This is a genomic window from Kitasatospora sp. NPDC085879 (assembly GCF_040686255.1).
Classification (GTDB): Bacteria; Actinomycetota; Actinomycetes; order Streptomycetales; family Streptomycetaceae; genus Kitasatospora.
Window position 1 is genome coordinate 38,945 of the sequence record NZ_JBFBJZ010000036.1, and the last position, 24,942, is coordinate 63,886.

General features: G+C 74.7%; 24 protein-coding genes and 2 pseudogenes. 19 read left to right on the forward strand and 7 right to left on the reverse strand.

The features are described from left to right. Nucleotides 1-3 precede the first annotated feature (3 nt). The 3 genes from AB0P35_RS25590 (at nt 4) to AB0P35_RS25600 (ending at nt 3,055) form a co-directional block, all read left to right on the forward strand. Nucleotides 4-702 carry a glycerophosphodiester phosphodiesterase gene (locus AB0P35_RS25590; protein WP_363514746.1) on the forward strand — a complete coding sequence of 233 codons (699 nt, stop codon included), beginning with the start codon at nt 4-6 and terminating at the stop codon, nt 700-702. Beyond that, nucleotides 699-1,817, forward strand: a complete 1,119-nt coding sequence (locus tag AB0P35_RS25595) for a winged helix DNA-binding domain-containing protein (RefSeq protein WP_363514749.1) — start codon at nt 699-701, stop codon at nt 1,815-1,817. The genes AB0P35_RS25590 and AB0P35_RS25595 overlap by 4 nt, the downstream gene beginning before the upstream one ends. A gap of 95 nt (nt 1,818-1,912) precedes the next feature. After that, nucleotides 1,913-3,055: an AI-2E family transporter gene (locus AB0P35_RS25600; protein WP_363514752.1), complete on the forward strand. Its 1,143-nt coding sequence runs from the start codon at nt 1,913-1,915 to the stop codon at nt 3,053-3,055. A gap of 18 nt (nt 3,056-3,073) precedes the next feature. Here AB0P35_RS25600 and AB0P35_RS25605 read toward each other — a convergent pair whose 3' ends face one another. Continuing rightward, nucleotides 3,074-3,979 (reverse strand): hypothetical protein, encoded by a 906-nt coding sequence (locus AB0P35_RS25605; RefSeq protein WP_363514755.1) that lies wholly within the window; start codon nt 3,977-3,979, stop codon nt 3,074-3,076. A gap of 246 nt (nt 3,980-4,225) precedes the next feature. On the opposite strand from AB0P35_RS25605, the gene AB0P35_RS25610 reads away from it, so the two are divergent. The 7 genes from AB0P35_RS25610 to AB0P35_RS25640 all read left to right on the forward strand — a co-directional run bounded on the left by AB0P35_RS25610 (nt 4,226) and on the right by AB0P35_RS25640 (nt 10,568). Beyond that, a complete protein-coding gene (locus tag AB0P35_RS25610; protein ID WP_363514758.1) occupies nt 4,226-5,194 on the forward strand; it encodes an alpha/beta hydrolase in 969 nt (322 codons plus the stop codon). Then, nucleotides 5,191-6,066 (forward strand): fused MFS/spermidine synthase, encoded by an 876-nt coding sequence (locus tag AB0P35_RS25615; protein ID WP_363514761.1) that lies wholly within the window; start codon nt 5,191-5,193, stop codon nt 6,064-6,066. The genes AB0P35_RS25610 and AB0P35_RS25615 overlap by 4 nt, the downstream gene beginning before the upstream one ends. Before the next feature lie 70 nt (nt 6,067-6,136). Beyond that, a complete protein-coding gene (locus tag AB0P35_RS25620) occupies nt 6,137-6,994 on the forward strand; it encodes a class I SAM-dependent methyltransferase (protein ID WP_363514764.1) in 858 nt (285 codons plus the stop codon). A 160-nt stretch (nt 6,995-7,154) separates the two neighbouring features. Then, on the forward strand, nt 7,155-7,877 hold the full coding sequence (locus tag AB0P35_RS25625) for a DedA family protein (protein ID WP_363514767.1): 723 nt from the start codon (nt 7,155-7,157) through the stop codon (nt 7,875-7,877). A 54-nt stretch (nt 7,878-7,931) separates the two neighbouring features. Continuing rightward, nucleotides 7,932-8,600 (forward strand): O-methyltransferase, encoded by a 669-nt coding sequence (locus tag AB0P35_RS25630; protein WP_363514770.1) that lies wholly within the window; start codon nt 7,932-7,934, stop codon nt 8,598-8,600. Between the two features lie 106 nt (nt 8,601-8,706). Beyond that, on the forward strand, nt 8,707-9,639 hold the full coding sequence (locus AB0P35_RS25635; RefSeq protein WP_363514773.1) for a Gfo/Idh/MocA family oxidoreductase: 933 nt from the start codon (nt 8,707-8,709) through the stop codon (nt 9,637-9,639). A gap of 401 nt (nt 9,640-10,040) precedes the next feature. Then, nucleotides 10,041-10,568: a GNAT family N-acetyltransferase gene (locus tag AB0P35_RS25640; RefSeq protein ID WP_363514776.1), complete on the forward strand. Its 528-nt coding sequence runs from the start codon at nt 10,041-10,043 to the stop codon at nt 10,566-10,568. 49 nt (nt 10,569-10,617) lie between these two features. Here the strand turns inward: AB0P35_RS25640 and AB0P35_RS25645 are convergent, their stop codons facing one another. Further along, nucleotides 10,618-10,986, reverse strand: coding sequence for a YkvA family protein (locus tag AB0P35_RS25645; protein WP_363514779.1), 369 nt, complete (start codon nt 10,984-10,986; stop codon nt 10,618-10,620). Between the two features lie 146 nt (nt 10,987-11,132). Beyond that, on the reverse strand, nt 11,133-11,720 hold the full coding sequence (locus AB0P35_RS25650; protein ID WP_363514782.1) for a hypothetical protein: 588 nt from the start codon (nt 11,718-11,720) through the stop codon (nt 11,133-11,135). A 154-nt stretch (nt 11,721-11,874) separates the two neighbouring features. On the opposite strand from AB0P35_RS25650, the gene AB0P35_RS25655 reads away from it, so the two are divergent. Next, entirely contained in the window at nt 11,875-12,105 is a 231-nt protein-coding gene (locus AB0P35_RS25655) for a hypothetical protein (RefSeq protein ID WP_363514785.1), read from the forward strand. Between the two features lie 13 nt (nt 12,106-12,118). On the opposite strand, the gene AB0P35_RS25660 is transcribed toward AB0P35_RS25655, so the two are convergent. Beyond that, nucleotides 12,119-13,192 carry a nitronate monooxygenase gene (locus AB0P35_RS25660; RefSeq protein ID WP_363514788.1) on the reverse strand — a complete coding sequence of 358 codons (1,074 nt, stop codon included), beginning with the start codon at nt 13,190-13,192 and terminating at the stop codon, nt 12,119-12,121. 113 nt (nt 13,193-13,305) lie between these two features. Between AB0P35_RS25660 and AB0P35_RS25665 the strand changes: the two genes are divergently transcribed. The 4 genes from AB0P35_RS25665 to AB0P35_RS25680 all read left to right on the forward strand — a co-directional run bounded on the left by AB0P35_RS25665 (nt 13,306) and on the right by AB0P35_RS25680 (nt 18,131). Beyond that, complete coding sequence (locus tag AB0P35_RS25665; protein ID WP_363514791.1) at nt 13,306-13,914, forward strand: hypothetical protein; 609 nt, start codon at nt 13,306-13,308, stop codon at nt 13,912-13,914. A 285-nt stretch (nt 13,915-14,199) separates the two neighbouring features. Further along, nucleotides 14,200-15,954, forward strand: a complete 1,755-nt coding sequence (locus tag AB0P35_RS25670; protein ID WP_363514794.1) for a M12 family metallo-peptidase — start codon at nt 14,200-14,202, stop codon at nt 15,952-15,954. Nucleotides 15,955-16,078: 124 nt separating this feature from the next. Beyond that, nucleotides 16,079-16,669 (forward strand): TetR family transcriptional regulator, encoded by a 591-nt coding sequence (locus AB0P35_RS25675; RefSeq protein WP_363514797.1) that lies wholly within the window; start codon nt 16,079-16,081, stop codon nt 16,667-16,669. Between the two features lie 85 nt (nt 16,670-16,754). Beyond that, nucleotides 16,755-18,131, forward strand: a complete 1,377-nt coding sequence (locus AB0P35_RS25680) for a hypothetical protein (RefSeq protein ID WP_363514800.1) — start codon at nt 16,755-16,757, stop codon at nt 18,129-18,131. On the opposite strand, the gene AB0P35_RS25685 is transcribed toward AB0P35_RS25680, so the two are convergent. After that, nucleotides 18,097-20,211 (reverse strand): amino acid adenylation domain-containing protein, encoded by a 2,115-nt coding sequence (locus AB0P35_RS25685; protein WP_363514803.1) that lies wholly within the window; start codon nt 20,209-20,211, stop codon nt 18,097-18,099. The two genes, AB0P35_RS25680 and AB0P35_RS25685, sit on opposite strands and share 35 nt — an antisense overlap. Nucleotides 20,212-20,524: 313 nt before the next feature. Here AB0P35_RS25685 and AB0P35_RS25690 point away from each other — a divergent pair, with 313 nt between their 5' ends. Further along, nucleotides 20,525-20,866 carry a DUF1330 domain-containing protein gene (locus AB0P35_RS25690; RefSeq protein WP_363514806.1) on the forward strand — a complete coding sequence of 114 codons (342 nt, stop codon included), beginning with the start codon at nt 20,525-20,527 and terminating at the stop codon, nt 20,864-20,866. Nucleotides 20,867-21,057: 191 nt separating this feature from the next. Continuing rightward, nucleotides 21,058-21,702: an HNH endonuclease family protein gene (locus AB0P35_RS25695; protein WP_095871381.1), complete on the forward strand. Its 645-nt coding sequence runs from the start codon at nt 21,058-21,060 to the stop codon at nt 21,700-21,702. Nucleotides 21,703-21,851: 149 nt separating this feature from the next. Here the strand turns inward: AB0P35_RS25695 and AB0P35_RS25700 are convergent, their stop codons facing one another. Beyond that, nucleotides 21,852-22,340, reverse strand: coding sequence for a glutathione peroxidase (locus AB0P35_RS25700; protein ID WP_363514809.1), 489 nt, complete (start codon nt 22,338-22,340; stop codon nt 21,852-21,854). 190 nt (nt 22,341-22,530) lie between these two features. Here AB0P35_RS25700 and AB0P35_RS25705 point away from each other — a divergent pair, with 190 nt between their 5' ends. Then, the gene (locus AB0P35_RS25705) at nt 22,531-23,253 is read left to right on the forward strand and encodes a flavodoxin family protein (protein ID WP_363514812.1); all 723 of its coding nucleotides are present in this window, start codon (nt 22,531-22,533) and stop codon (nt 23,251-23,253) included. A gap of 73 nt (nt 23,254-23,326) precedes the next feature. On the opposite strand, the pseudogene AB0P35_RS25710 reads toward AB0P35_RS25705, so the two are convergent. Next, nucleotides 23,327-24,461: pseudogene (locus tag AB0P35_RS25710) on the reverse strand (UvrD-helicase domain-containing protein); the annotation flags it as partial. Nucleotides 24,462-24,464: 3 nt separating this feature from the next. On the opposite strand from AB0P35_RS25710, the pseudogene AB0P35_RS25715 reads away from it, so the two are divergent. After that, nucleotides 24,465-24,873, forward strand: a pseudogene (locus AB0P35_RS25715) (transposase); the annotation flags it as partial. Nucleotides 24,874-24,942 lie beyond the last annotated feature (69 nt).

Here is a 24,942-nt window from a genome sequence, read left to right on the forward strand (position 1 = left end):
CCCATGAGCCGTCCCGCCGTGCTCGCCGTCGCCCACCGCGGCGACCCCTACCGGTTCCGCGAGAACACCCTGCGCTCCGTCGAGTCGGCCGCCGCCGCCGGGGCCGACGCCGTGGAGGTGGACGTCCGGCTGACCCGCGACGGCGTCCCCGTGCTGCTGCACGACGCCACCCTGGAACGGCTGTGGGGCGACCCCAGGCCGCTGGACCGGCTCACCCTCGACGAGCTCGCCGGGATCGGCGAACCCGGCGGCCCCCGGATCCCGACCCTCACCGAGGCGCTCAAGGCCGTCGCCGAGACACCCGGCACCCGGCTGATGATCGACCTGGACGAGCGCGGCCCGGCCGCCGCCGCGTACCGCGCGGTCGCCGACCTCGGCGCCCGGCCGAACGTCGCCTGGTGCGGCCCGACCGCCGCGATGCTCGCCGTCCGCGAGCTCGACCCCGAGGCGGAGATCGCCCTGACCTGGCGTCAGCCCCGGCTGCCCGGCCGGACGCTCCTCGACGACCTGCGGCCGCGGTACCTCAACCCGCCGTTCGGCATGGTCGAGCCCCGCCTGGTCGGCGCCGCCCACGACGCCGGCCTGCTGGTCTCCACCTGGACGGTCGACCTGCGCCGCACCGTGCGCCGGATGCTGCTGGCCGGTGTCGACTCGCTGACCAGCAACCGGATCGGCATGCTGCGCCGGGAGCTCGCCGGGTGAGCGCCCCGCTGACCGCCCGCGCCCTCGGCCGCGCGCTGCTGGCCCGTCAGCACCTGCTGCAGCGCAGCACCCTGGACGCCGCGGCGATGGTCCGCCACCTGGTCGGCCTGCAGGCCCAGGCAGCCCCGGAGCCGCCCTACCTCGGGCTGCTCAGCCGGATCGAGGGCTTCGCCCCCGAGCAGCTCACCGCCCTGCTGGAGGACCGCGGCGCCGTCCGGATCGCACTGCAGCGCGGCACCATCCACCTCGTCACCGCCGACGACTGCCTGATCCTGCGTCCGCTGCTGCAGCCCGTCCTCGACCGCGGGCTGCGGACCACGTACGCCAAGCGGCTGCCCGGCCTCGACCTCACCGACCCGGCCGACCCCGCCGGCGACCTGGCCGCGCTGGCGGCGCGCGCCCGGCCGCTGGTCGAGGCCGAACCGCTGACCTTCCAACAGCTCGGCCCGCTGCTCGCCCCGGCCTATCCGGGGAGCGACCCGGCCGCGCTCGCCCAGGCTGCCCGCTGCGCGCTGCCGCTCGTCCAGGTGCCGCCGCGCGGCCTGTGGGGGCGCGGCGGCCCGGCCGCGCACACCACCGCCGAGCACTGGCTCGGCCGCCCGCTCGACCCGGCGCCGGCGCTGGACGGCCTGGTGCTGCGCTACCTCGCCGCCTTCGGCCCGGCCACCGCCGCCGACGTGCAGAAGTGGTCCGGCCTCACCCGGCTGGGCCCGGTGCTGACCCGGCTCGGCGACCGCCTGGTACGGCTGCGCGACGCGCAGGGCCGCACTCTGTACGACCTGCCGGAGGCGCCGCGGCCGGACGCCTCGGCGCCCGCCCCCGTCCGGCTGCTCGCGCCCTTCGACAACCTGCTGCTGTCGCACGCCGACCGGACCCGGGTGCTGCCCGAGGAGTACCGCCCGCGGGTGATGACGGTGAACGGGATCGTGCTCGGCACGGTGCTGGTCGACGGCTCGGTGGCCGGCAGCTGGAAGACCGAGGAGGACGTGCTGACGGTCCGTCCGTTCGCGCCGCTGCCGCGGGCCGCGCTGGCCGGTGTCGAGCAGGAGGGCGCCCGGGTGCTGGCCCTCGGCGGCACGCCGGACGGCCGGGTGGTGGTCCTTCCGGCGGAGTGAGCGGGGCGCGCCGGTCGCCGTCCAATCGCCTGATTCATCGGCTTGTGTGCTGATATGGGGTCGAGTCGAGAGTGGCTGCCCACCCCGGAGGTGCGATGCCGGCCGAGCCCCCGGACGCCGAGGACGGGCCGGCCGCGCCGCCCCGGGCGGTGCGGCTGGCCGCCTCCTGGTCCGCCGCCGTCCTGCTCGTCGTCGCGGTCGCCGCGCTGCTGGTGTGGGCGATGGTGGAACTGCAGGCGGCCACCGTCCCGGTCGTCGTCGCCCTGCTCGGTACCGCCCTGCTCGAACCCGTGATGCCCTGGCTGGTCCGCCGCGGCCTGCGCCGGGGCGCCGCCGCCGGCCTCACCTGCACGGTGCTGGTGCTCGCCGTCTGCGGGGTGATCGCGCTGCTGGTCAACTCGCTGGTGCACAGCGCGCCCGACATCGCCGCCGCGCTCAGCGAGGCCGGCCGGCGGATCGCCGACTGGCTCGGCCCGCTCGGACAGAAGATCCAGTACGCGCTCGAACAGAGCTCCGGCTCGGGCAGCGACCTGGTCAACTCGCTCGCCAACGGCGTGCTCTCCGGCCTCGGGCTGGCCACCCAGCTGCTCACCGGCGCGGTGCTCACCCTCGCCCTGGTCTTCTTCTTCCTCCGGGACGGCCACCGCACCGCCGACGCCGTCCGCGGCTGGCTGCCGCCAGGCCCGGCCGAGACCGTGATCGCCTGCGGCCGGCAGGCCTTCGCCGCGACCGCCGGGTTCATGCGCGGCACCACCCTGATCGCCCTCATCGACGCGCTGTTCATCACGATCGGACTGGTGGCGCTGAGCGTCCCCGGCGCGGCCGGCCTCGGCGCCCTGGTCTTCATGGGCGCCTACATCCCGTTCGTCGGCGCCTTCCTCTCCGGCACCGTGGCGGTGCTGGTGGCGCTCGCCGACGGCGGCTTCGCCAAGGCCCTGTGGGTGCTCGGCGTGGTGCTGGCCGTGCAGGCCATCGAGGGCAACATCCTGCAGCCCTTCATCCAGAGCCGCACCGTCGAGCTGCACCCGGCCACCATCATGGTCGCGGTGGTGGCCGGGGCGGGCGTGGCCGGGATCCTGGGCGCGCTGCTCGCCGTACCGCTCTGCGCGGCCGGCCTCGGCGTCGTCACGGTGCTGCGGGGCACCGCCGCCCCCGGCCCCGCACCGACACCGGACGGCGACGGGCCGGCGGCCGGCGGACCGGAGGGCGACGGGCCGGGGGACGACGGGCCGTCATGAGCCCGGCCCGGGAGCGGGTCAGCCCACCAGCGCCTGGTCCTGCCAGAACGAGAACTGCTGCACCGCGTCGCCGTCCAGCCCCCACGGCCAGATGGTGACCACCCCGTCCATCGCCCGGAACACCCCGGCCGCCTCGCCGACCCGGCCCGCCTGCCCGAGCGCGTACCCCAGGAGGTTCAGGTCGGCGAGCGCCGCCGCGTGCCGCAGAAAGCCGGGCTCCGGCCAGTCCGCGACCGCCCGGGCCAGTGCCGCGTCCGCGTCCGGCATGGCCCAGCGGCGCCGGGCACCCAGCGCCGTCACCCCGCCGGCCGCCAGCGCCGCGCGGTAGCGGTCCGTCAGCATCGCCAGCTCCAGCCCCGCCACCGCCGAACCCGGCGGGGCCGCGTCCCGGACGGCCGCCACGAAGTCCAGCAGCTGCCCGTGCGAACCGCACTCCTCGGGCGACAGGTAGCGCAGCATCTCCAGATGCGCGATCCGGTTCCAGGCGTCCCGGGCACCGATCTCCCGGCACAGCGGGTACATCTCCTGCTCCGGTCGCCGCAGCAGCCGGTGCACCGCCAGCAGCGCCACCCACGGCGCCGGGTCCTCCGGCCGCAGCTCGGCCGCCCGGCGGCACCGGTCCACGGTGCCCTGCGGATCCTCCAGCGCGCCGGCGAGCCGCGCCTGCGCCACATCCACCCACGCGTGCAGCACCAGCGCGTCCGGCTCCTGCGGCCGCTGCCGCCGCCACACCCGGGCCAGCGCCGGGCTCGCCACCTGGGCGAGCACCGCCAGCCGGTGGGTGCGCCGGTCCCAGTCCCGGCCGGCCGACCGCAGCACCTGCTCGACCAGCCCGGCCGACAGGTCCAGCTGGCCCTGCAGCTGCGGGCCGGACAGCTGCCGCCGGACCCGTCCGAGCTCGGCGTCGTCGAGCTCAGGAGCCAAGCGCGGTGCGGTACTTCGGCGTCGTCCAAAGATCGGCATGCCCCAGGAGGCTAGCGAAAGGGCAGCGCGCCGACAAAAAGCCCGACGGCACCCCGCGGGCCGCTCCGTGCCACATCCGGCTGCTCGGTGTACGCCCTGATCAGAGGGGTCGGGCGGCACCTTCCGGCGGCCCGTCGGCCCACCGCGGGCTACCGGGCGGTATGGTCGGGCCCGGAGACCGATCACTAGGGGAAACGGGGCAGCGGCATGGACTTCCGGACGGACATCCTGGGCGAGCCGTACGAGGCCGTCGAGCTGCCGCTCGCCGACGACGAGGAGGGCGCCGTCAGCGCCACCCTGGTACGCCGCCTGGTGCCCGGGTCGCAGCGGGCCGTGCTCTACGTGCACGGCTACGTCGACTACTTCTTCCAGACCCACCTCGCCGACCACTACACCGCGGCCGGCTACTCCTTCTACGCGCTCGACCTGCGCAAGTACGGCCGCTCGCTCCGGCCGCACCAGTCGCCCAACTTCGTCCGCGACCTCACCGCCTACGACGAGGAGCTCGACGCGGCCGTCCGCATCATCCGCGAGGTCGACGGCCACACCCAGCTGCTCGTCAACGGCCACTCCACCGGCGGCCTGGTCACCGCACTCTGGGCGGACCGGCGGGCCGGCAGCGGCCTGGTCGACGCGATGTTCCTCAACAGCCCGTTCCTCTCCATGCCCGCCGCGGCCGCCGTCCGCACCCTCGGCGCCCCCGCCGTCGAGGCCCTCGGCCGCGTCGCCGGCCTGCGCAAGCTGCCCGCCCCGCTCAACCCGCACTACGTGCACAGCCTGCACCGCGCCCACAAGGGCAGCTGGGAGTTCGACCTCTCGCTCAAGCCCGCCGAGGGCTTCCCGCTCTACGCCGGCTGGCTCGCCGCCATCCAGCGCGGCCACCGGGCCGTCCGCCGCGGCCTCGCCATCGACTGCCCGGTGCTGCTGATGGCCTCCACCGCCTCCACCGTCACCAACCGCTGGGACGACGCGCTGCGCACCACCGACGGCGTCCTGCGCGCCGACGACATCGCCGCGCTCGGCCCGCGCCTCGGCCGCAACGTCACCGTCCTGCGGATCGAGGGCGGCGTGCACGACCTCGTCCTCTCCGGCGAGCAGGCCCGAGGCCAGGTCTTCACCGAACTCGACCGCTGGCTCGCCACCTACCTGCCCGCCGTGCCGGTCCCCTCCGCATGAACCACGAGGACACCGCCGGCGGCCCGCCCGAGGACGACGAACCGCACCCGGTGCTGCGCGCCGTCGCCCTCGGCACCGCCCGGCTGCTGCCCGACCTCGACCGGCCGCAGGCCTGGCTGCTCACCCTCGACCACACCCCGCAGTCCTACGTCGACCTCGCCGACCCCACCCACCTCGAGTTCGAGTACACCCGGCGGATCGGCCACCTCGTCGACGCCCTCGCCCCCGCCGGGCAGCCGCTCGACGCCCTCCACCTGGGCGGCGGCGCCCTCACCCTGCCCCGCTACCTCGCCGCCACCCGGCCCGGCTCCCGGCAGCGGGTCGTCGAGGCCGACGGCCCGCTGGTCGACCTGGTCGCCGAGCACCTGCCCTGGCCCGCCGGCATCGAGGTCGCCGTCGGCGACGCCCGCGACGCGCTCGCCGCCGCCGAGCCGGCCGCCGCCGACCTCGTCGTCGCCGACGTCTTCCACGGCTCCCGCACCCCCGCCCACCTCACCTCGGTCGAGTTCGTCGCGCTCGCGGCCGCCGCGCTGCGCCCCGGCGGCTGCTACGCCGCCAACCTCGCCGACGGGCCGCCGCTCGCCTTCGCCGCCGCCCAGGCCGCCACCCTCCGCGCCGTCTTCCCGCACACCTGCCTGGTCGCCGAACCCGCCGTGCTGCGCGGCCGCCGCTACGGAAACATCCTGCTGGTCGGCTCCACCGCGCCGCTGCCCGGCGACGGACTCGCCCGGCGGCTGGCCGGCGACCCCTTCCCGGCCCGGCTCACCGACGGCGCCGCGCTGGACGCCCTGGTCGGCGCCGCCCGGCCCGTCCACGACGCCGACGCGGTCGACTCCCCGACGCCGCCGGACGGCGCGTTCAGCGTCGGCTGAGCACCCCGCCGGGGCAGAATGCCAACCCGGGCCCGGCGACCGCCGCCGGACCACCGGAGGGAGCCCGGCGATGACCGCCCAGCAGCCGCAGAAGATCGGCGCCGATCTCGGCGATGTCCCCGAGACCGCGCTGTGGACGCTCTACCACCGGGCCGTCGAGGCCCGCCGCCCCGACACCGTGCTCTTCGACCCCTGGGCCGTCGACCTCGTCGACCGGATCGACTACCCCTTCGCCGAACGCTTCGGCCCCGACGGCGGCATCATCGGCCAGATCCAGGCCCTGCGGGTCCGCTGCTTCGACCGGGAGATCGCCGACTTCCTGGTCCGCTCCCCGCGCGGCACCGTGGTCTGCCTCGGCGAAGGCCTGGAGACCCAGTACTGGCGGGTCGACAACGGCCGCGCCCAGTGGCTCTCCGTCGACCTCCCCGAGGCCGTCGCGCTGCGCGAGCGGCTGCTGCCCGCCGCCCCCCGCCAGCGGCTGCTCGCCCGCTCCGCGACCGACCCCGCCTGGATGGACGAGGTCGACCCCGCGCACGGCGTCCTCATCACCGCCCAGGGCCTGCTCATGTACCTGCGGCCCACCCAGGTCCGCGACCTGATCGCCGCGTGCGCCGAGCGCTTCCCCGACGCGACCTTCGTCTTCGACGCCGTGCCGCGCTGGTTCAGCCGCGCCGCCACCCGGGGCAAGCTGCACGACCGCGGCTACACCGCCCCGCCGATGCCCTGGGGCATGGACGCCGACGAGCGGTGGAAGCTCGCCACCGCCCACCCCGCCGTCGCCGAGATCCGCGACGTGCTGCCGACCGGCGGCCGCGGCCCGGTCGGCGCCCTGCTGCCGTACATCGCGCGGCTGCCCGTGATCGGCGCGCACCGGCCCTCCGTGGTGGCGCTCCGCTTCTCCACCCGTGCGGGGCGTGAGACCGGCTGAGCAGACGCCGCGCGGCGGGCGGACGGAACCGCGGTCCGATGATCGGCGTATAAGGTAAAGGCCGGGTCAACCCGTTACGCTGCCCTGTGGGCGCCGGACGTGCCCGCGGCCCAGCAATCCAGCCGAGACGCGGTCTCGTACTGCCACGGAGGTACCGGCCTTGCACATCGACCAGTGGATCGAGAGCGTCCCACCCACCTCGGTGTACGCCCTCGTCGCCCTGATCATCGGCCTGGAGAGCCTGGGCATCCCGCTGCCCGGCGAGATCGCCCTCGTGTCGGCCTCGCTGCTCTCCGCCCGCGGCGTGGTCAGCCCCTGGTGGGTGGCGGCCTGCGCGATCGCCGGCGCGGTGATCGGCGACTCCATCGGCTACTCCATCGGCCGACGCGGCGGCAAGCCGCTCTTCGAGAAGCTCGGCCGGCGCTTCCCCAAGCACTTCGGGCCGGACCACCTGGCCACCGCCGAGCGGTCCTTCAAGAAGTGGGGCATGTGGGCGGTCTTCTTCGGCCGCTTCATCGCCCTGCTGCGGATCTTCGCCGGCCCGCTCGCGGGCGCCCTGCGCATGCCGTACTGGAAGTTCCTGATCGCCAACGTGCTCGGCGGCATCGTCTGGGCCGGCGGTACCACGCTGCTGATCTACCAGGTCGGCAAGGTCGCCGAGCAGTGGCTGAAGAGCTTCTCCTGGGCCGGCCTGGTGGTGGCCGCGCTGGCCGGCGCCGGCTCGGCCTGGCTGGTGAAGCGCCGCGCCGCCAAGTCCCGCGCCGAGCACCCCGAGCAGTCCGGCGGCAAGACCGCGGCCGAGCCGGTCGAGACCCCCGCCGCCGTGGCCGAGCCGGTCGAGACCCCCGCCGCCGTGGCCGCGCCAGAGCCGGTCGCCGACTGACCGTCAGGTCGGTGGGCTAGGCTCGGTCCGCGTACTACGGACTGGGAGGCGGGCGTGAGCCAGCAGCAGTGGACGGCAGTCGACGACTACTTCACCGAGGTCCTGATCGGGCACGACCCGGTCCTGGACGCGGCCCAGCAGGCCGCCGACGCGGCCGGGCTGCCCCGGATCGCCGTCTCGGCGCCGCAGGGCAAGCAGCTCCAACTGCTCGCCGAGACGCTCGGCGCCCGGCGCATCCTGGAGGTCGGCACCCTCGGCGGCTACAGCGCGATCTGGATGGCCAGGGCGCTGCCCGCCGATGGCCGCCTGGTCACCCTGGAGATCGACCCGGTGCACGCCGACGTCGCCCGCGGCAACCTCAAGCACGCCGGCTTCGCCGAGATCGCCGAGGTCCGCCTCGGCCCCGCCGCGGACAGCCTGCAGCAGCTCGCCGATGAGGGCGCCGACCCCTTCGACCTGGTCTTCATCGACGCCGACAAGCCGGGCAACCCGGTCTACTTCGCCTGGGCGCTGCGGCTCACCCGGCCCGGCTCGCTGATCGTCGTCGACAACACCGTGCGCGCCGGCAAGGTCGCCGAGGCCGACTCCACCGACCCCGCCGTGCTCGGCGTCCGCCGCCTGCACGACGCGATCGCCGCCGAACCGCGGGTCTCCGCCACCTCGATCCAGACCGTCGGCGCCAAGGGCTACGACGGCTTCACCCTGATCCGCGTCCGGGCCTGACGGCCCCGGCGCCCGGCGACACCCACGCGCCGGGCGACACCCACGCGCCGGGAGAACGCACCCGCACCGAGAGAACGCACCTGCACCGAGAGAACACGGGAAGACCATGCGGATAGGACTGCTCGGCACCGGCCCCTGGGCGCGCGGCGTGCACGCACCCGCCCTGGCGGGCCACCCCGGAGTCGAGTTCGCCGGCGTCTGGGGGCGCCGCCCCGAGGCCGCCGCCGAGCTCGCCGCCGCCCACGGCGTCCCCGCCTACGACAGCGCCGACAAGCTGATCGCCGACGTGGACGCCGTCGCCGTCGCCCTCGCCCCGCAGGCCCAGGCCGAGGTGGCGATCCGGGCCGCCGAGGCCGGCCGGCACCTGCTGCTGGACAAGCCGGTCGCGCTCACCGTGCCCGAGGCCCGCCGCATCGCCGACGCCGTCACCGCGAACCGGCTCGCCTCCGTGGTCTTCTTCACCCTCCGCTTCGGCGGCGAACGCGTCGGCTGGCTCGCCGAGCAGGCCGCCCGGGACGGCTGGTTCACCGCCCGCTGCGACTGGCTCGGCGCCGTCTTCACCACCGACAGCCCCTACGCCGCCTCGCCCTGGCGGCAGGAGAAGGGCGCCCTGTGGGACATCGGCCCGCACGCGCTCTCGCTGCTGCTGCCGGTGCTCGGCGATGCCGTGAGCGTGACCGCCGCCGCAGGCCCCGGTGACACCACCCACCTGGTGATCGGGCACGCCGGGGGCGCGTCCAGCAGCACCGCCGTCAGCCTGACCGCACCCCCGCAGGCCGCCGGTGTGGCGCTGGAGCTGCGCGGCGAGGCCGGCGTGCACCGGCTGCCCGACCAGGGCGTCCCGCCCGTCGACGCCTTCGGCCACGCCGTCGACGCGCTGCTCGCCGCCGCCGACAGCGGCACCCCGCACCCCTGTGACGCCGCCTTCGGGCTGCGCGTCGTCGAGATCCTCGCCGCGGCCGAGCACTCCCTCGCCGAGGGCGTCACCGTCCCGCTGTCGGCCCCCGCCACCGCGCCGGTCGCCGTCACCGAGGCGTGAGCAGGGGCGTCACCCCTGGGCTCCGTACCTGATCAGCAGCGGGTGGCGCGGGTATGCACCTGTTCAGCGGCTCGGACGTCCGGCGGGGGCCCTGAGGTTTTCCGCGGTGGTTCTCGTCTTCTCGTCCTCGTCGTGCAGGGCTCGATCCTCCAGCACGGCAGCGGTCCCCAGGTGCGCCGGCCAGCCGAGGGCCAGCATGTGCATGGCCTTGCGTCGTAGCTCGGGGCAGTGGGGGGCACTCAGGTTGCGCTCGGGTGTGCGCGGCCTGCCGCGCCGCGCGCCGGTCCGCTGCCGGCGCACCACGGGCGGACGTGCCCGCGCATCGGAGGCCTTTCCCGCAGGGGTACCCGCGCATGGCACGATGGCAGGGCCAGACCGCCCGCCGACCCCGGAGCCCGCCCGTGCCGACCGAACCCGTCTTCCGTGCCGCCGGCCCCTCCGACGTGCCCGACGTCGTCGCCCTGGTCGAGTCCGCCTACCGCGGCGAGGCGAGCCGGGTCGGCTGGACCACCGAGGCCGATCTGCTGGACGGGCAGCGTACCGACGAGGCCGGCGTCGCCGAGGTCATCGCCCGCACCGACTCCGTCGTCCTGCTCGCCGAAGCCGACGGCGATCTGCTGGCCTGCTGCCACCTGGAGCGCCGGGCCGCCGCCGCCTACTTCGGGATGTTCTCCGTCCGCCCCGCCCTGCAGGGCACCGGGATCGGTCGCGCCGTCCTCGAGCGCGCCGAGCGGCACGCCCGCGAGGAGTGGGGCATCGGACGCATGGAGATGACCGTCATCGAGCAGCGCGCCGACCTGATCGCCTGGTACGAGCGGCGCGGCTACCGGCGCAGCGGCGAGTACGAGCCCTTCCCCTACGGCGACGAGCGCTTCGGCGTGCCGCTCCGCCCCGACCTGCGCTTCGAGCGGCTGGTCAAGGCGCTCTGAGCCGGGGCACCGCGGACGCCCTGCGCCGCCGGAGGCCGGCGGCCCCCGATCAGTCGGCCTCGGCCTCGCGCCGCGACCATTCCAGGTAGCGGCCCGACTCCCGGGTCAGCCCGGCGAGGAACCACACCAGGACGGCGGTGTCGTCCGTCCAGCCGACGAACGGGATGATGTCCGGCACCGCGTCCACCGGGCTCAGCAGGTACACCGCGCACAGCACGGCGAGTGCCGCCAGCTTGCCGGGGCCCACGCCCGGGTAGCGGCCCGCGAGCACGTCCCGCGTGAGCCGCGGCACCGCCACCACCCGGGCGCCCAGCCCGGGTGCGCCGGGCCGCTGCGTCTCCCGGTACAGGCCCCACGCGGACCGCGAAACCGCGGCCCGGTCGAGCCCTCGCAACCGCTTCGGTACGGGCTTGGCCACGGCGTCCTCCTCACTGCCCGGTGGGACGCGCCTGCCGCGCCCGCCGCTCCACGGTACGGGACACCGCCCGCTCCGCCGTAGCGGCGCGCACCCCGTGACAGCCAGGACAACGGGGAGCGCGGCCCGGTTCCCGGGCGCCGGGCGGTTCAGCCGCCGTAGAGGTTCCGGCAGATCCTGGCCTGCTCCGAGCCCGGCGGCCAATGTCCCTGTCGCTCCGCCTCCGCGCACACCTTGATCGAGGGCATGGCCGGCGCGGTGGCCGTCGCCCGCGGCCGGGTGCCGGTGTGCGGCCTGTGCGTCGTCCGGGCGGGGCTCGGCCGGCCCGTCCCGGCCGGGGCCGCCGCGGGATCCTCCGCGGCCGGGTCGCTCGGGCTCGGGCCGTCGGCGGGCGACCCGCTCGGTGCGGCCCCGGCGGGGGAGACGGGGGAGGCCGGAGCGGGGGAGGACGGGGCGGCCGCCGACGGGGCCGGGGGCGGCGCGACCGGGGCGGACGGCGGCGCCGCGCTGGCGAGGACACCGGTGAGCTCGCCCGAGCCGGAACCGCCCGGCCCGCAGGTGGCGAGCAGCCCGCCGAGCAGCGCCACGCCGCTTAGCACGGCCGCCGCGGTGCCGAGCGCCGCCCGCGGTGCACGCCGGCCGGCCGGCGGGGGCGCGGCGGCCGGCATCGGCTGGGGTGGCGCCGGCTCCGGGATCTCCCAGCCGTACGTCCACGGCGCCTTCCACTGCTCGTCCATCCCGGTCTCCCGTCCGCACGGCGGGCCGCCCGCGGATCGCGGCGAGGCCCGCCGTGCCCAACGAGCCGGGCCGCCGACGCGGAACGGCACCGGGCGGCCGACACGGTGGTGCGGTGCGGGTGCGCGCCCCCGGGCCCCGGACGATGCTGAGGGCATGAACAGCAACAGCACCACCGAACCCCTGGTCGAGGTCGCCGAATTCCGCACCGACAGCCGCTACCGGCTGGTGCACTTCAAGGGCAGCGGGTGGAAGCCGCTCGCCCCGGAGGAGTTCGAACCCGAGGTCAAGCACGCCTTCCCGGACCTGGACCCGCACGACCCCGCGCTGGTGCACTGGGTGGACCGCCCCTGGGAGTGGCCGGCCTGGCACCCCGGCGAGGCCTGACCGACCGTCGGGGTCAGAGCGGACGGCCGAGCAGCCGCTCGGCGTCCGCCAGCACCCCCGCCAGGTAGTCGGCGGCCGCGCCGCCGACCGCGAGCCCGGCGGCCTGCCCGGACCACATGGCGACCAGACCCGAGTCGCCCCGGGCGGCCGCCTCCGTGCGCAGCGGCACCATCAGCGCGTTCTGCACCGGGTACGGCGGGACCTCGTCCTCGTACGCGGCCATCTCGCGGACGAAACGGTTGGCGATGCCGCGCGCCGTCCGCCCCGAGAACAGCCGGGTGAGCACCGTCGTCCGGGCCTCCGGGGAGAGCAGCGCCCGGCGGTGCACCTCGCTCGCGGCGGACTCCGCGCAGGCCAGGAAGCCGGTGCCGATCTGCACCGCGTCCGCGCCCAGCACCAGGGCGGCGGCCAGGCCCCGCCCGTCGGTGATGCCGCCCGCCGCCACCACCGGCACCCGGACCGCGTCCGCCACCTGCGGCACCAGCGCGAAGGTGCCGACCAGCGACTCGCGCACCGGTGAGAGGAACGCGCCCCGGTGCCCGCCCGCGTCGCTGCCGGAGGCCACCACCGCGTCCACCCCGGCCCGCTCCAGCGCCTCGGCCTCCGCGACGGTGGTCGCGGTGCCGATCAGCAGGATGCCGCGCCGCCGGGCCTCGGCCACCACCCGCTGCGGCGGCAGCCCCATGACCAGGCTGATCACCGGCGGCTCGGCGGCGAGCAGCGCGTCCACCTGCTCGTCGAAGTCCGGCTGGTGCAGTTCGGTGGACGGGTCGGGCAGCCCGAGCTCGGCGTAGTAGGGGTGCAGCCGGGCGACGTCCGCCGCGGTGGCGCGGGTCTCGCCCTCGCCGGGCTGCGGCACCCAGAGGTTCACCGCGAACGGGCGGGCGGTCGCCGCCCGGAGGTCCTTCACCAGCCCCGCCAGCGCGTCCGGCGGCAGATGGTGCGCCCCGAACGAGCCCAAGCCGCCCGACTCGGAGACCGTCGCGGCCAGGGCCACGGACGACAGGCCCCCGCCGAACGGCCCCTGGACCACCGGGTGGTCCAGGCCCACCAGCTCGCAGAACCGGCCCACGGCACGTGTGTTCATGACGGTGCGCTCCCTCGCTGTCGACTGGCAGTCATCCTAGACGACCGGTCAACTATTCGTCGGTATCGGGCGGGCAACCGCCGTGTCGGAGGCGGCCTTTACGCTCTCCGCCCATGGGACTCTCGATCACCGTCGGCCTGCTCGACGACCTCGACCGCCACGACCCGGAGGGCGTCGCCCACCACGCCCGTGAACTCGACCTGCTGGCCGAGGCCTTGCAGGCCGAGGGGATCGCCTGGCGCGAGCCCGCGCCGGCCGGCACCGGCCGCGCCGCCTGCGCCGGCGGCTTCCCGTACAGCCACCTGCACCACCTGCGCCGGGCGTTCGTGCTGCACCGCCGCGGCGCCGCCGTCACCCCCGCCGCCACCACCGACCCCGAGCAGTACGACCTCGACTGTGGCGAGGTCGAGGAGGAGGCCCTGATGTTCTCCTCGCACCTGCTCTGCCACTCCGACTGCGCCGGGTACTACGTGCCCGCCGACTTCGCCGACCCGCTGTTCCTGCCGGCGGACGCCCCGGTCGCGGGCGGCGGCATCGTCGGCTCCACCTCCGGTCTGCTCGCCGAACTCCGGCGCCTCGCACCCGCGATCGGCATCGACCCGGACGACCCCGCCGAGCCGGCGCGCGACGACCCGTACGAGGCGGAGACGTTCGCCTGGCACCTGCTGCACCGGGCCTGCCGGGAGAGCCTGGCCACCGGGCGGGCGATCGTCTTCCACTGACGCCGGTCCGCCTGCCCGCCGCGGCGGCCGGGGCGTCCTGTGCCGGACTGCCGGGGGCGGCCGTCGGAGTGACACTCCGTTGAGTCGTGACGGGATGTCGTCAATCCGGTGCTTAGCGTGACCGGTATGACTGCAGATCGTTCTCTCGGCGCCCCGGGCGGGCCGGGGCGGGGGGGGGGGGGCCCGCGGGGGGGGGGGGGGGCGGGCCGGGGCCTGGTCCTGGCCCTGCTCACCGTCGCCGCGGCCATCACACCGGCCGCGGCCGCGCGCCGTGCGGGCGGCACCGTGTCCGTGCAGTTCGAGAACAAGAGCGACCGCGACCTGACCGGCTTCGCCATCACCGTGCCCGAGGGGTGTCTGATCCCCTTCGCGCCGGCGACGATCCAGGCCGGCACCACCGCCACCTGGACGGTGGGGCCGTGCGACTCCACGTACGGCACCAGGGGGACGATCGACTACACCGTGCAGGGCGAGAACGGCGCGACCCTCCGGATCGGCTGGGACGTGCCCTTCACCGGGGCCAACGGCTACACCGAGACCGCGCCCACCGGGTACGTGATCAGCCACACCGGCGGCACCGACACGAGCACCCCCGTCCACTGGAGCTTCGACTGCAACTCCAAGACCTGCGACGGGATCCCGGACGCCTGGAAGCTCAGCGGCGTCACCCTCGACCCGGGCGACGGCAGCCCCGCCAAGTTCATCGACCTCAAGGCGATGGGCGCCGACGTCAACCGGCCGGACGTCTTCGTCCAGCTCGACTGGATGGCCAACACCGCGCACAGCCACGCGATCGACCCCGCCGCGATCAAGAAGGTCGTGGACGCCTTCAAGAACGCGCCGTACAACAAACGGGGTCAGACCGGTACCGGCATCAACCTGCACATCGACGCCGGGCCCGACAGCATCATGAACTTCACGACCAACACGACCTGGGGCACGCTCAGTCGGGCCAAGCAGCTCACCGAGACGACCAACCTCGGCACCAAGGTCGGCGGCCTGTACCAGTGGGACGCCTTCACCGCGCTGAAGAACGCCGCAGGCGGCTTCCGCAGCACCGCCCGGGCGCCGATCTTCCACTACGCGATCTCGGCCCACAACCTGGAGAGCGGCTCCCGCTCCAGCGGGATCTCCGCCGGCACGCCCGGCAGCGATCTCATCGTCAGCCTGGGCAGCTTCACCAACAGCGTCGGTACCGTCGACGAGCAGGCCGGCACGCTGATGCACGAACTGGGCCACAACCTCGGCCTGCGGCACAGCGGCAACTCCGACATTCCGAACCACGAGCCGCAGTACTTCAGCGTGATGAACTACAGCTACCAGTTCGGCCTGGCCGTGGGGACGACGAAGGGCCTCATCGACTACTCGCGGCAGAACCTGTCGCTGAACGAGACCTCGCTCGCCGAGAACGCCTACCCGGCCACCACCCCGCTCTACGACGTCAGCCACTTCTGCCCCGGCATCGACGGCGTGGTCGGCAAGTTCGTCACCGTCCAGTCGGGCAAGGGCAGCGTTGACTGGAACTGCGACGGCCGGATCGAGACGACCCCGGTCGAGGTCGACGTCAACGGCGACACCCTGAAGACCGGGCTCGCCGGGCACGACGACTGGAACGCGCTGGTGCTGCGCGGCGGATCCGTCGGGCACCCGGGCGCCAACGCGGGAGTGCCGGCGCCGACCATGGACAACGAGGCGACCCCCGAGGACGAGGCCATGGACCTCCCGGTCGACGTCACCCCGCCGGTCACCACCGCCAGGGCCGGCTCGCACCCGCACAAGGCCGGCGGCGACCACAAGGGCGAGGTCCCGGTCACCCTCACCGCGACGGACGACCTCTCGGGCGTCGCCATGACCGAGTACAACCTCGACGGCGCAGGCTGGACGACCTACACCGGCCCGATCATCGTGACCGGCGAGGGCAAGCACCGCCTGCTGTACCGCTCCGTCGACCACGCCCAGAACCAGGAGGCCGACAAGTACCTGGTGCTGCGGGTCGACCGCAACTCCGAGTGGCACGAGGAGCCCACCGCGGAGCACTGAACCGGCCCCAGCGCCCCCGGCTACAAGCCCACGCGCCACCGCCGCCCCCGGGTCGAGTCCTCGGCCCGGGGGCCCGGCGCGCCCGGACCCGGCTCGGATAGTTGACCGACCGTATACTCGGCGCATGGGACGCAGCAGCACGGCACAGGAGCGACTGCTCGACGCCGCCTGCGAACTGCTGCACATCCGCGGCTACTCGGCCGTCGGCGTGGCCGAGATCTGCGCCCGCGCCGATGTCCGGAAGGGCAGCTTCTACCACTTCTTCGCCTCCAAGCAGGCCCTCACCCTGGCCGCCGTCGACAGTCACTGGACCGTCCAACGGCAGCGCTGGCAGGACCTGCTGGGCACCGGCAGGCAGCCGCCGCTGGAACGCCTGCGGCTGCTGCTGGACGCCCAGGCCGCCGCGCAGCGGGCCGACAAGGCCGCCGGCGGCACCGTCCGCGGCTGCCTGCTCGGCAACCTGGCCCTCGAACTCAGCGGACAGGAACGGGAGATCCAGACCAGGCTGGCCGAGATCTTCGAGGAGCAGGCCGCGCTCGTCCGCGGCGTCCTCGCCGAGGCCGCCGAGACCGGCCCGGTGGCCGCCGACACCGCGACCGCCCGGGCCGTGGTGGCCCACCTGGAGGGCGCCGTCCTGCTCGCCAAGCTCGCCGACGACCCGGGCCGGCTCGACGGACTCTGGCCCGCCGTGCAGCGGCTCGTGCGCGCCGGCTGAGCACGCCGGTCGAGCCCACGCGCCGGGCACGCCGGATTCCGCCGAACCGGCCCGGCCCGCGCGGCGCCGACCGTAGGCTCCCCAGGTGGGGGAATCGCAGTGGCAGCACGCCTGGACGGACGGCGGGCGGCGCGCCGTGCACATCGGCGACGTCGCCGACTTCAACGCGCAGTTCGTCCCGCAGACCCCGGAGGCCCGTCGGCAGGCCCACCACTACTCCTGTCTCGCCGCCTTCTACACCCCCGACCCGGCCGCCCTGCTGCTGCCGGGTGAACCCGAGGAGCAGTGGACGGCCTGGCTGGCACGGGAGTTGGCCTGGGGGCCGGTCGACCTGCACACCGGCCTCGCCGACGAGCACGGCACCGTCCGTGAGACCCTCGCCGCCCGCCCCACCCTGTGCGAGGGCATCGAACGGCTCGGCCTGCCCGTCCGCCCCTGGGGGCGCACCGCCGGCGCCGGCCTGGACGCCGTCCGCCGCTACGAGTCCAAGGCCGCCTCGCACGAGCTCTTCACCCGCACCGCAGGCGGCCACCCCGGCATCCGGGTGCCCCGCCAGCAGCCGGCCGGCTCCCCGCGGCAGGCCGCCCGGCTGCTCGCCGCCGCGGCCCGCCGCGGCGAGACCGCCGTCCTCAAGGCCCACCACGGCGTCGGCGGGTACGGCACCGCCGTCCTCACCCCGCAGCAGGTCGCCACGGCGGGCGGCGCCCGCCCGCTGCTGCGCGCCCTCACCGCCGAGGGCGTCCTGCCACCGGGCGGGCTGCTGCTGGAGGAGTACGTCCCCGGGCGCGGCCGGCTGCGGAACCTCACCTTCGACGCGGTGATCGCCGACGACGGCACCGTGCACCCCGTCGGCACCGCCGTGATGCACATCGACGGCACCAGCTACCAGGGCGCCACCACCGGCCCCGGCACGGTGCCGCCCGGAGCGGCCGCCACCGCCGAGGCGTTCGGCCTCGCCGTCGGCGCCGAACTCGCCCGGGCGGGCCACCGCGGCTGGTACGACGTCGACTTCGTCACCGACCCGGCCGGCCGGCTCGCCCCGACCGAGGCCAACCTGCGGCTCACCGGCCCCGCCGTCGCCTTCGTCCTGGCGGCCCGGCTCGACGCGGTGCACGGCCCCGGCCACCGGGTGCGCACCCTGGACCGGTTGCCGCTCGGCGCCCGGCTGCCCCAGCAGGCACTGCTCGACCACCTGGCCGGCCTCGCCGGGCGTTGCGCACGCTTCGGGGTGCGCCTGCTGCCGACCATCCCCACCGCGAGCCGCGACGAACTGCCCACCGCCGGCATCGCCCTGGCCTCCCGCGCCCCGCACGCGCAGGCGGCACTGGACGCGCTGGACGCCGCCGAAGCGGTGGTGCGGTCGGCGAACGAGGCGCTCGCCGACCCCTTCGGCCTTCCCGAAACCGTCGGGCCGGGGACGGTGCCGCTCAGCGGCCGCCGCCGCGCCGCGCCGCGCCGGTGACCGCGGGCGGCTCCTCGCCGAGCCGCGGACGCCACAGCAGGAAGACCATGAGCAGCGCGGCGGCGAGGATCAGGGTCACGTTGAACCCGTAGACCATCCGCGCCTCCCGGTCCCAGTCGGTCGGCGACGTCAGCCGGTACATGTTGTCCTGCGGCCACCAGGCGGCCAGCAGCCAGCACACCGAGAGATGGGCGAGCGTCGTCAGCACCGGCCCCCGGCCCAGCCGGGCCATCGAGCGGCGACCGAAGAACAGGAACACCATGCCCAGCGCGAAGCCCAGACACTCGATCCGGTAGAGCAGCCCGAACAGACCGTGCCAGCCGTACGGCACCTGCGTGAGATCGGTCGACCCGGGCCAGAAGGCGTCGGTGAGCGCCGAACTCAGGCCCCAGGAGAGGAGCAGCACCGCCAGCGCGGCGACCGCCCGGCCGAGGCCGCTGCCACCGCCCGTACCGCCGCCACCGCCCTTGCCGGAGACGGACCGTGCGGCCTTGCCGGATCCGCCGGCGCCCGCGCCGGCCCGGGTGTCGGCGTGGCCCCGCGGGGCGGGCAGCGGCAGCGCGGCCCGGTCGAGCTTGCCGGCCCTGGTCCGCGGCAGCGCGGCCAACGGGACGACCGCCTCCGGCACCAGCTGCTCGGGCAGCCGGTCGGCAAGGTACGCGCGGACGACGGACGCCTCCGCCCCTGCACCCTCCTCGGCCACCAGATAGGCCACCAACGGGCGTCCGCCGCCCGGCTGTTCGGCCCCGACCGCGGCCACCGCGCACTCCCGGACCTCCGGGTGGCCGCGCAGCACCGCCTCCACCTCGGCGGCCGCCGCGGTGCCGGAGCCGCTGTCCCGCCCCACGTACTCCAGCAGGCCGTCCGCGCGGCGCCGGGCGAGGTCGCCGGTGCGGTAGGCGCGGCCGTCGCCGTGGGGGAGCGGCCGGAAGCGTTCGGCGGTCAGCTCCGGCAGCCGCGGATAGCCGCGGCCCACCCCCGGACCGGTCAGCCAGATCTCGCCGATGTCGCCCTCCGGCACCGGCTTGCCGTCCGGCCCGATCAGGTGCACCCCGTTGCCGGGAAAGGGGACGCCGATCAGCGAGACCTGGCCGGCGTCCTCCGGGTCGTCGGCCAGCACCGCCGCGTCGAAGTACGTGCTGTCCACGGCCGCCTCGGCGACGCCGTACACATTGACCACACGGACGGCCGGGCCGAGATAGCGCTGCATCCGCAACTGCTCGTCCAGGTACCACTTCTCGGCGCCGACGGTGAGCAGCCGCAGCGCGCCGAGCTCCAGCCCGCGCGGCTGCAGGTGGTCGAGCAGGCGGCGCGCGGTGTGGACGTTGGTCTCCATCACGGTGATCCGCTCGTCGACCACCAGCCGGTGCAGCTCGGAGAGTTCGGCGGTGCGGTCGAGGGTGAAGTTGCGCCGGGCCATCACCAGGGTGCCGCCGGTGCACAGCGCGCGCACCCAGTCGGCGGTGAAGACGTCGAACTCCAGCGTCGCCGTCTGCAGGAAGCGGTCGGCCGCGGTCAGCCCGTACACCTCGCGCCAACCCCGGTGGGAGTGCAGCAGGTTGCGGTGCTCGACCAGGGCGCCCTTCGGCAGGCCGGTCGAACCGGAGGTGTAGAAGACGCAGGCGGGCGCGTCCGGTGCGAGGCCGGCGCCGAGCGGCCCGTCCGGACGCACGGCGATCGCGGCGGCGGCGGTGTCCAGGCAGAGCAGCACGGCCTCGCCCGCGTCGGCCAGCCGGACGCGGTGCACCTCCTCCGTCACCACCACCGACGGCGCGGCATCCGCGAGCACGTGCCGGATCGTCCGGTCCGGGCCGGTCGGCTCCACGGGTACGTAGGCGGCGCCGGTCTTGAGCACCGCCAGCAGGGCCGTGATCAGCTCCGTGCCGCGGCCCAGCGCGACCGCGGCGAAGCGGCCCGGCCCGAGCCCGAGTTCGGCCAGGTGCCGGGCGAGCCGGTTCGCCCGCGCGTCCAACTCCCCGTACGTCAAGCGGACATCGCCGCAGACCAGTGCCGGTGCGTCCGGTGCGCGCACGGCCTGCTCCTCGAACAGGCCGTGGATGCCCCGCGCGTCCCCCTCCATGGTCCCAACCCCTCCCTCGTCGGCGGTACCGCTCCGAGCCTGCCCGCCCCCACTGACAGTGTGCAGCCAGTACACCTGGGTGACCGGGCCGAGATGCCCGGTAGTTGCGCCTCCGTCACCGTATCGGGACGTCGTGCGGACGGACATCGGCTACGGAAGCCGGCCCTTGGCGGCACCGGCACCGGCACCGGCGCCGGCGATGACCGACGCCGATGACCGATGGCCGACCGATGCGCCGCCAAGTCGCCTTGCCTAGCGTGGAGTCCAGCGGGAGCCGTCCGGCAGACCCGACACCGCAACGGAGGGGAACACCATGACCGCCTACGCCATCGCCCGGCTGCGCGAGGTCGACTTCGGCCCGGACATCGTCGAGTACCTGCGCCGCATCGACGACACCCTGGACCCCTTCGGCGGGCACTTCGTCGTCCACGGCGGCGCCTACCGGGTGCTGGAGGGCGAGTGGACGGGTGACACCATCGTCATCGCCTTCCCCGACAGCGCGGCCGCGTACGCCTGGTACGACTCGCCCGCCTACCGGGACATCCTGGACCTGCGGACGAAGCACTCCACTGCCGACGTGCTCATCGTCGAGGGGGTCGTCGAGGGCCATCGCGGAGCCGACGCGCTGGCCAAGCTGCTGCCGGAGGAGAACTGACGGATCGTCAGTGACGGCCGTAAGTTTAGGTTGGCGGTGGCGGCGTCGTGGACGCACCGTGCGCAGGGTCGGCGCGAAAAATTAACCTCCTCGGTCTACTCGCGTAAACCCTGGGAGCAGCAAGCTTGTTGAGCGCCCGGAACCAGTCCGTCCGGGTGCTCTTCGCGCTTCCCCCATCCCTGGAGTCACGCATGCGCTCGATACGCCCGCTGCGCCGCACCGCCGCCGCGCTCGGCGCCGCCGCCCTCGCCGCCACCGCACTCCTCACCAGTGCCGGCACCGCCGAGGCAGCACTGCCCACCCCCGTCTCCACCAGCACCGCGAAGACCTACCTGGCGAGCCTCACCGTCGCCGCCGAGTCCCACGAGTCCACCTACGACCGGGACCTCTTCCCGCACTGGATCACCATCTCCGGCACCTGCAACACCCGCGAGACCGTGCTGAAGCGGGACGGCGTCGGCGTCACCACCGACTCCGCCTGCGCCGCCACCGGCGGCACCTGGACCTCCGCCTACGACAACGTGGTCACCACCAGCTCCTCCAGCTTCGACATCGACCACCTGATACCGCTCGCCGAGGCCTGGCGCTCCGGCGCCTGGGCCTGGACGACCGCGCAGCGCCAGGCACTCGCCAACGACCTGACCCGCCCGCAGCTGATCGCGGTCTCCGCGAGCTCCAACCGCTCCAAGGGCGACCAGGACCCGTCGACCTGGCTGCCGCAGGCCTCCTACCGCTGCACCTACGTCCGCGCCTGGGTGCAGGTGAAGTACTACTACGGCCTGTCCGTCGACAGCGCCGAGAAGTCCGCGCTCACCTCGGTGCTCAACGGCTGCTGAGCCCCGGCCCGGCCGCCGGGCCCGGACACCGGTTCCGGCCCCGGCTTCGGCCGGCGGGCCCGGAGACGGCGGACGCCCGTGCGCTCCCTCGGGGTGGGAGCGCACGGGCGTCCGCGCCTGCCTGCCGCCTTCCGGCGGTGCGGCCGGTGTCAGGAGGGGAGCTGCGCCTCGATCGCGGCGGTGATCTCCTCCGCCTCCGGCTCGGTGCGCGGACGGAACCGGCCGACGACCGTGCCGTCCGGGGAGATCAGGAACTTCTCGAAGTTCCACTGCACGTCGCCGGCGGCGCCCTCCGCGTCCGCGGTCTCGGTGAGCCGCGCGAACAGCGGGTGACGCTCGTCGCCGTTCACGTCCAGCTTCTCGAACAGCGGGAAGGACACGCCGTACGTGGTCGAGCAGAAGGTCTGGATCTCCTCGGCCGACCCCGGCTCCTGGCCCAGGAACTGGTTGCACGGGAAGCCGAGCACCGTGAAGCCGCGGTCGGCGTAGCGCTGCTGCAGCCGCTCCAGCCCGGCGTACTGCGGGGTCAGGCCGCACTTCGAGGCCACATTGACCAGCAGCAGCGCCTTGCCCTTGTAGTCGGCCAGCGAGGCCGGCTCGCCGGCGAGGGTGTGCAGGGGGATGTCGTACAGGCTCAACGGAGGGTCCCTTCGGGGCGTTCTGTCGTACGGCTTCGGTACAGCGGGGCACACTACGCGCCGTAGCGCACAACCAGGCGCGGACCGGATCTGTTCCCGCCCCCGGCATCCCGCCCGGGCGACGCGCCCCCGCCACCCGGACGGCGGAGGGTGCTCGTCCGGTCGCTGTACGTGTGCTGTGCTGGCCGCCATGAGCAACCCCGACGGCGTCGCACACTACGAGGACCTGCGGGCCCTCTTCGTGAACTGCACCCTCAAGCGCTCCCCCGAGCGCAGCCACACCCAGGGCCTGATCGACATCAGCCGGGGGATCATGGAGCGCCAGGGGGTCGCGACCGAGCTGATCCGCGCCGTCGACCACGACATCGCCACCGGCGTCTGGCCCGACATGACCGAGCACGGCTGGGAGACCGACCAGTGGCCGGTCCTCTACTCGCAGGTGATGGCCGCCGACATCCTGGTGCTGTGCGGCCCGGTCTGGCTGGGTGACAACGCCTCGGTCACGAAGAAGGTGATCGAGCGGCTCTACGCCTGCTCGTCCGTCCTCAACGCGGCCGGCCAGTACGCCTACTACGGGCGGGTCGGCGGCTGCCTGATCACCGGCAACGAGGACGGTGCGAAGCACTGCGCGATGAACGTCATCTACAGCTTGCAGCACCTCGGTTACACGATCCCGCCGCAGGCCGACGCCGGCTGGGTCGGCCCGGCGGGCCCCGGCCCGTCCTACCTGGACGAGGGTTCGGGCGGCCCGGAGAACGACTTCACCAACCGCAACACCACCTTCATGACCTGGAACCTGCTGCACCTCGCCCGGATGCTCAAGGACGCCGGCGGTATCCCCGTGCACGGCAACCAGCGCTCCGAGTGGGACGCCGGCTGCCGCTTCGACTTCGAGAACCCCGAACACCGCTGAACGGGTGCTGCATGCCTACGGGCCGCGGCGGATCGCCGCGGCCCGGGGTACGGAGGGCGGATGATGGCCAGCTGGGCAGGAACGGGCTGGGCTTGCCGTGCCACGAGATGGTCAGCGCGTCCCGCGCTCGGGTAGTGGCGACGAAGAGCAGGGCGCGGGCCTTGCGCAGTTCGCGCTGGTATCGAGCCGGGTCGGTGTGGCGGTACTGCTCGATCGCGGCACGCGGGAGGATGCCATCGCTGGCGGCGGCGATCGCGAGCCGCTGGTACTCGAAGCCCTTGAAGCGGTGCATGGTGCCGACGTGGACTTCGCCGTCGCCGCGGGCGCCGTCCTTGGTGAGCTCGGCGCAGGTGATACCGGCCTGGGTGGTGAGGTAGTACATGACCTCGTTGACCTTGTTGCGGGCGGCGACGCAGACGGCGATGAGGCCGCGGGCGTCGCGGGTGGTGTTGCCCGCTTCGTCGGCGGTCAGTTCGGTCCGCCAAGCACGGAGGGTGTCGGCGAGGCCAGCGAGCTCGTCGTTCCAAGTGGAGTGGCCGACCAGGACGGGTTCGGGGCCGCGCAGGACCGAGCGGTAGCCGGCGAGGGTGTCCTTCCCGTCGTCGAGGTCGTCGAATTCGACGTCCTTGCCGGTGACGACGGTGATCGCCTTGGCCAGGATCTCCTTGGTGGTGCGGTAGCTGAGGGTGAGCCGGGCGGCGCGTCCCCGGATCTGGATGCCGACGGCGCCGAGTGCGACCTGCCTGGTTGTCGTAGATGCGCTGGTGGGTGTCGCCGGCGATGAAGAGGTCGTTGGTCCCAGTGGCGACCATAGCGCGGAGCATCTTCCAGTGCGCCGGGCTCAGGTCCTGGGCCTCGTCGACGACGATGTTCTGGTAGCGGTGTCGGATGTAGCGCATGCCGGAGTCCGCGTCACGGTGGAGCAGGTCCTTGCCCCCGACGGCCTCCTTGTGGGCGGCACGTGCCTGGATGCGGGCTGCGCGGTCGATCTCGAACCTGGCGGCACGTTCGGGTGCCTGGCTCCAGGTCTCCATGTTCTGCTTGTCGAGCCGCGCGGTGTACTGCTCAAGGAGCTTCCACACGGCGCTGCGCTCGATGCGGTTCAGCGGTCGGCCGCGGCCTGCCCGGCGTGCCTGGAGGTAGGCGGCACGGGTGGGAACGGCCTGGCCGAGGACGACCTGCTCCCACTCCTCGAAGAGGAACTCGGGCCCGACGCCGACGGCATGCGGCTGACCTGCTTCGCCACCAATACCACCGGCACCCCGATCGCCCGGCTGGAGCTGCGGCTCCGCCAGCGGGCCCGCAGCGAGGACCGCCTGCGCGCCGCCCGCGACACCGGCCTGCGCAACCTGCCCCTTGCACGACGCCGCCCAGAATCAGGTCTGGCTGGAGATCGTCCAGATCGCGCTCGACCTGATCGTCTGGATGCCGATGCTCGCCCTGACCGGGTCCGCCCGTCGGTGGGAGCCCAAGCGCGTGCAGCTACGGCTGCTCTCCGCCGCTGCCCAGCTTGTCACCACCAGCCGCCGTCACTACCTCCGCCTGGCTCGCCACTGGCCCTGGACCGACGTGATCACGGCCGCGTTCGAACGCCTACAAGCCCTACCGAACCCCGGCTGACCAGCGACGAGCACCCGACCACCTGCTGGCCGCCTGCAGAGGGGAGATGCCCGGTCGGGGCCCGGCGGC

Excerpts from the sequence above, each read along its gene's own strand:
- AB0P35_RS25590 (WP_363514746.1), top strand. The coding sequence starts at position 4 with ATGAGCCGTCCCGCCGTGCTCGCCGTCGCCCACCGCGGCGACCCCTAC.
- AB0P35_RS25600 (WP_363514752.1), top strand. The coding sequence starts at position 1,913 with ATGCCGGCCGAGCCCCCGGACGCCGAGGACGGGCCGGCCGCGCCGCCC.
- AB0P35_RS25610 (WP_363514758.1), top strand. The coding sequence starts at position 4,226 with ATGGACTTCCGGACGGACATCCTGGGCGAGCCGTACGAGGCCGTCGAG.
- AB0P35_RS25615 (WP_363514761.1), top strand. The coding sequence starts at position 5,191 with ATGAACCACGAGGACACCGCCGGCGGCCCGCCCGAGGACGACGAACCG.
- AB0P35_RS25620 (WP_363514764.1), top strand. The coding sequence starts at position 6,137 with ATGACCGCCCAGCAGCCGCAGAAGATCGGCGCCGATCTCGGCGATGTC.
- AB0P35_RS25635 (WP_363514773.1), top strand. The coding sequence starts at position 8,707 with ATGCGGATAGGACTGCTCGGCACCGGCCCCTGGGCGCGCGGCGTGCAC.
- AB0P35_RS25650 (WP_363514782.1), bottom strand. The coding sequence starts at position 11,720 with ATGGACGAGCAGTGGAAGGCGCCGTGGACGTACGGCTGGGAGATCCCG.
- AB0P35_RS25655 (WP_363514785.1), top strand. The coding sequence starts at position 11,875 with ATGAACAGCAACAGCACCACCGAACCCCTGGTCGAGGTCGCCGAATTC.
- AB0P35_RS25660 (WP_363514788.1), bottom strand. The coding sequence starts at position 13,192 with ATGAACACACGTGCCGTGGGCCGGTTCTGCGAGCTGGTGGGCCTGGAC.
- AB0P35_RS25665 (WP_363514791.1), top strand. The coding sequence starts at position 13,306 with ATGGGACTCTCGATCACCGTCGGCCTGCTCGACGACCTCGACCGCCAC.
- AB0P35_RS25675 (WP_363514797.1), top strand. The coding sequence starts at position 16,079 with ATGGGACGCAGCAGCACGGCACAGGAGCGACTGCTCGACGCCGCCTGC.
- AB0P35_RS25685 (WP_363514803.1), bottom strand. The coding sequence starts at position 20,211 with ATGGAGGGGGACGCGCGGGGCATCCACGGCCTGTTCGAGGAGCAGGCC.
- AB0P35_RS25690 (WP_363514806.1), top strand. The coding sequence starts at position 20,525 with ATGACCGCCTACGCCATCGCCCGGCTGCGCGAGGTCGACTTCGGCCCG.
- AB0P35_RS25695 (WP_095871381.1), top strand. The coding sequence starts at position 21,058 with ATGCGCTCGATACGCCCGCTGCGCCGCACCGCCGCCGCGCTCGGCGCC.
- AB0P35_RS25705 (WP_363514812.1), top strand. The coding sequence starts at position 22,531 with ATGAGCAACCCCGACGGCGTCGCACACTACGAGGACCTGCGGGCCCTC.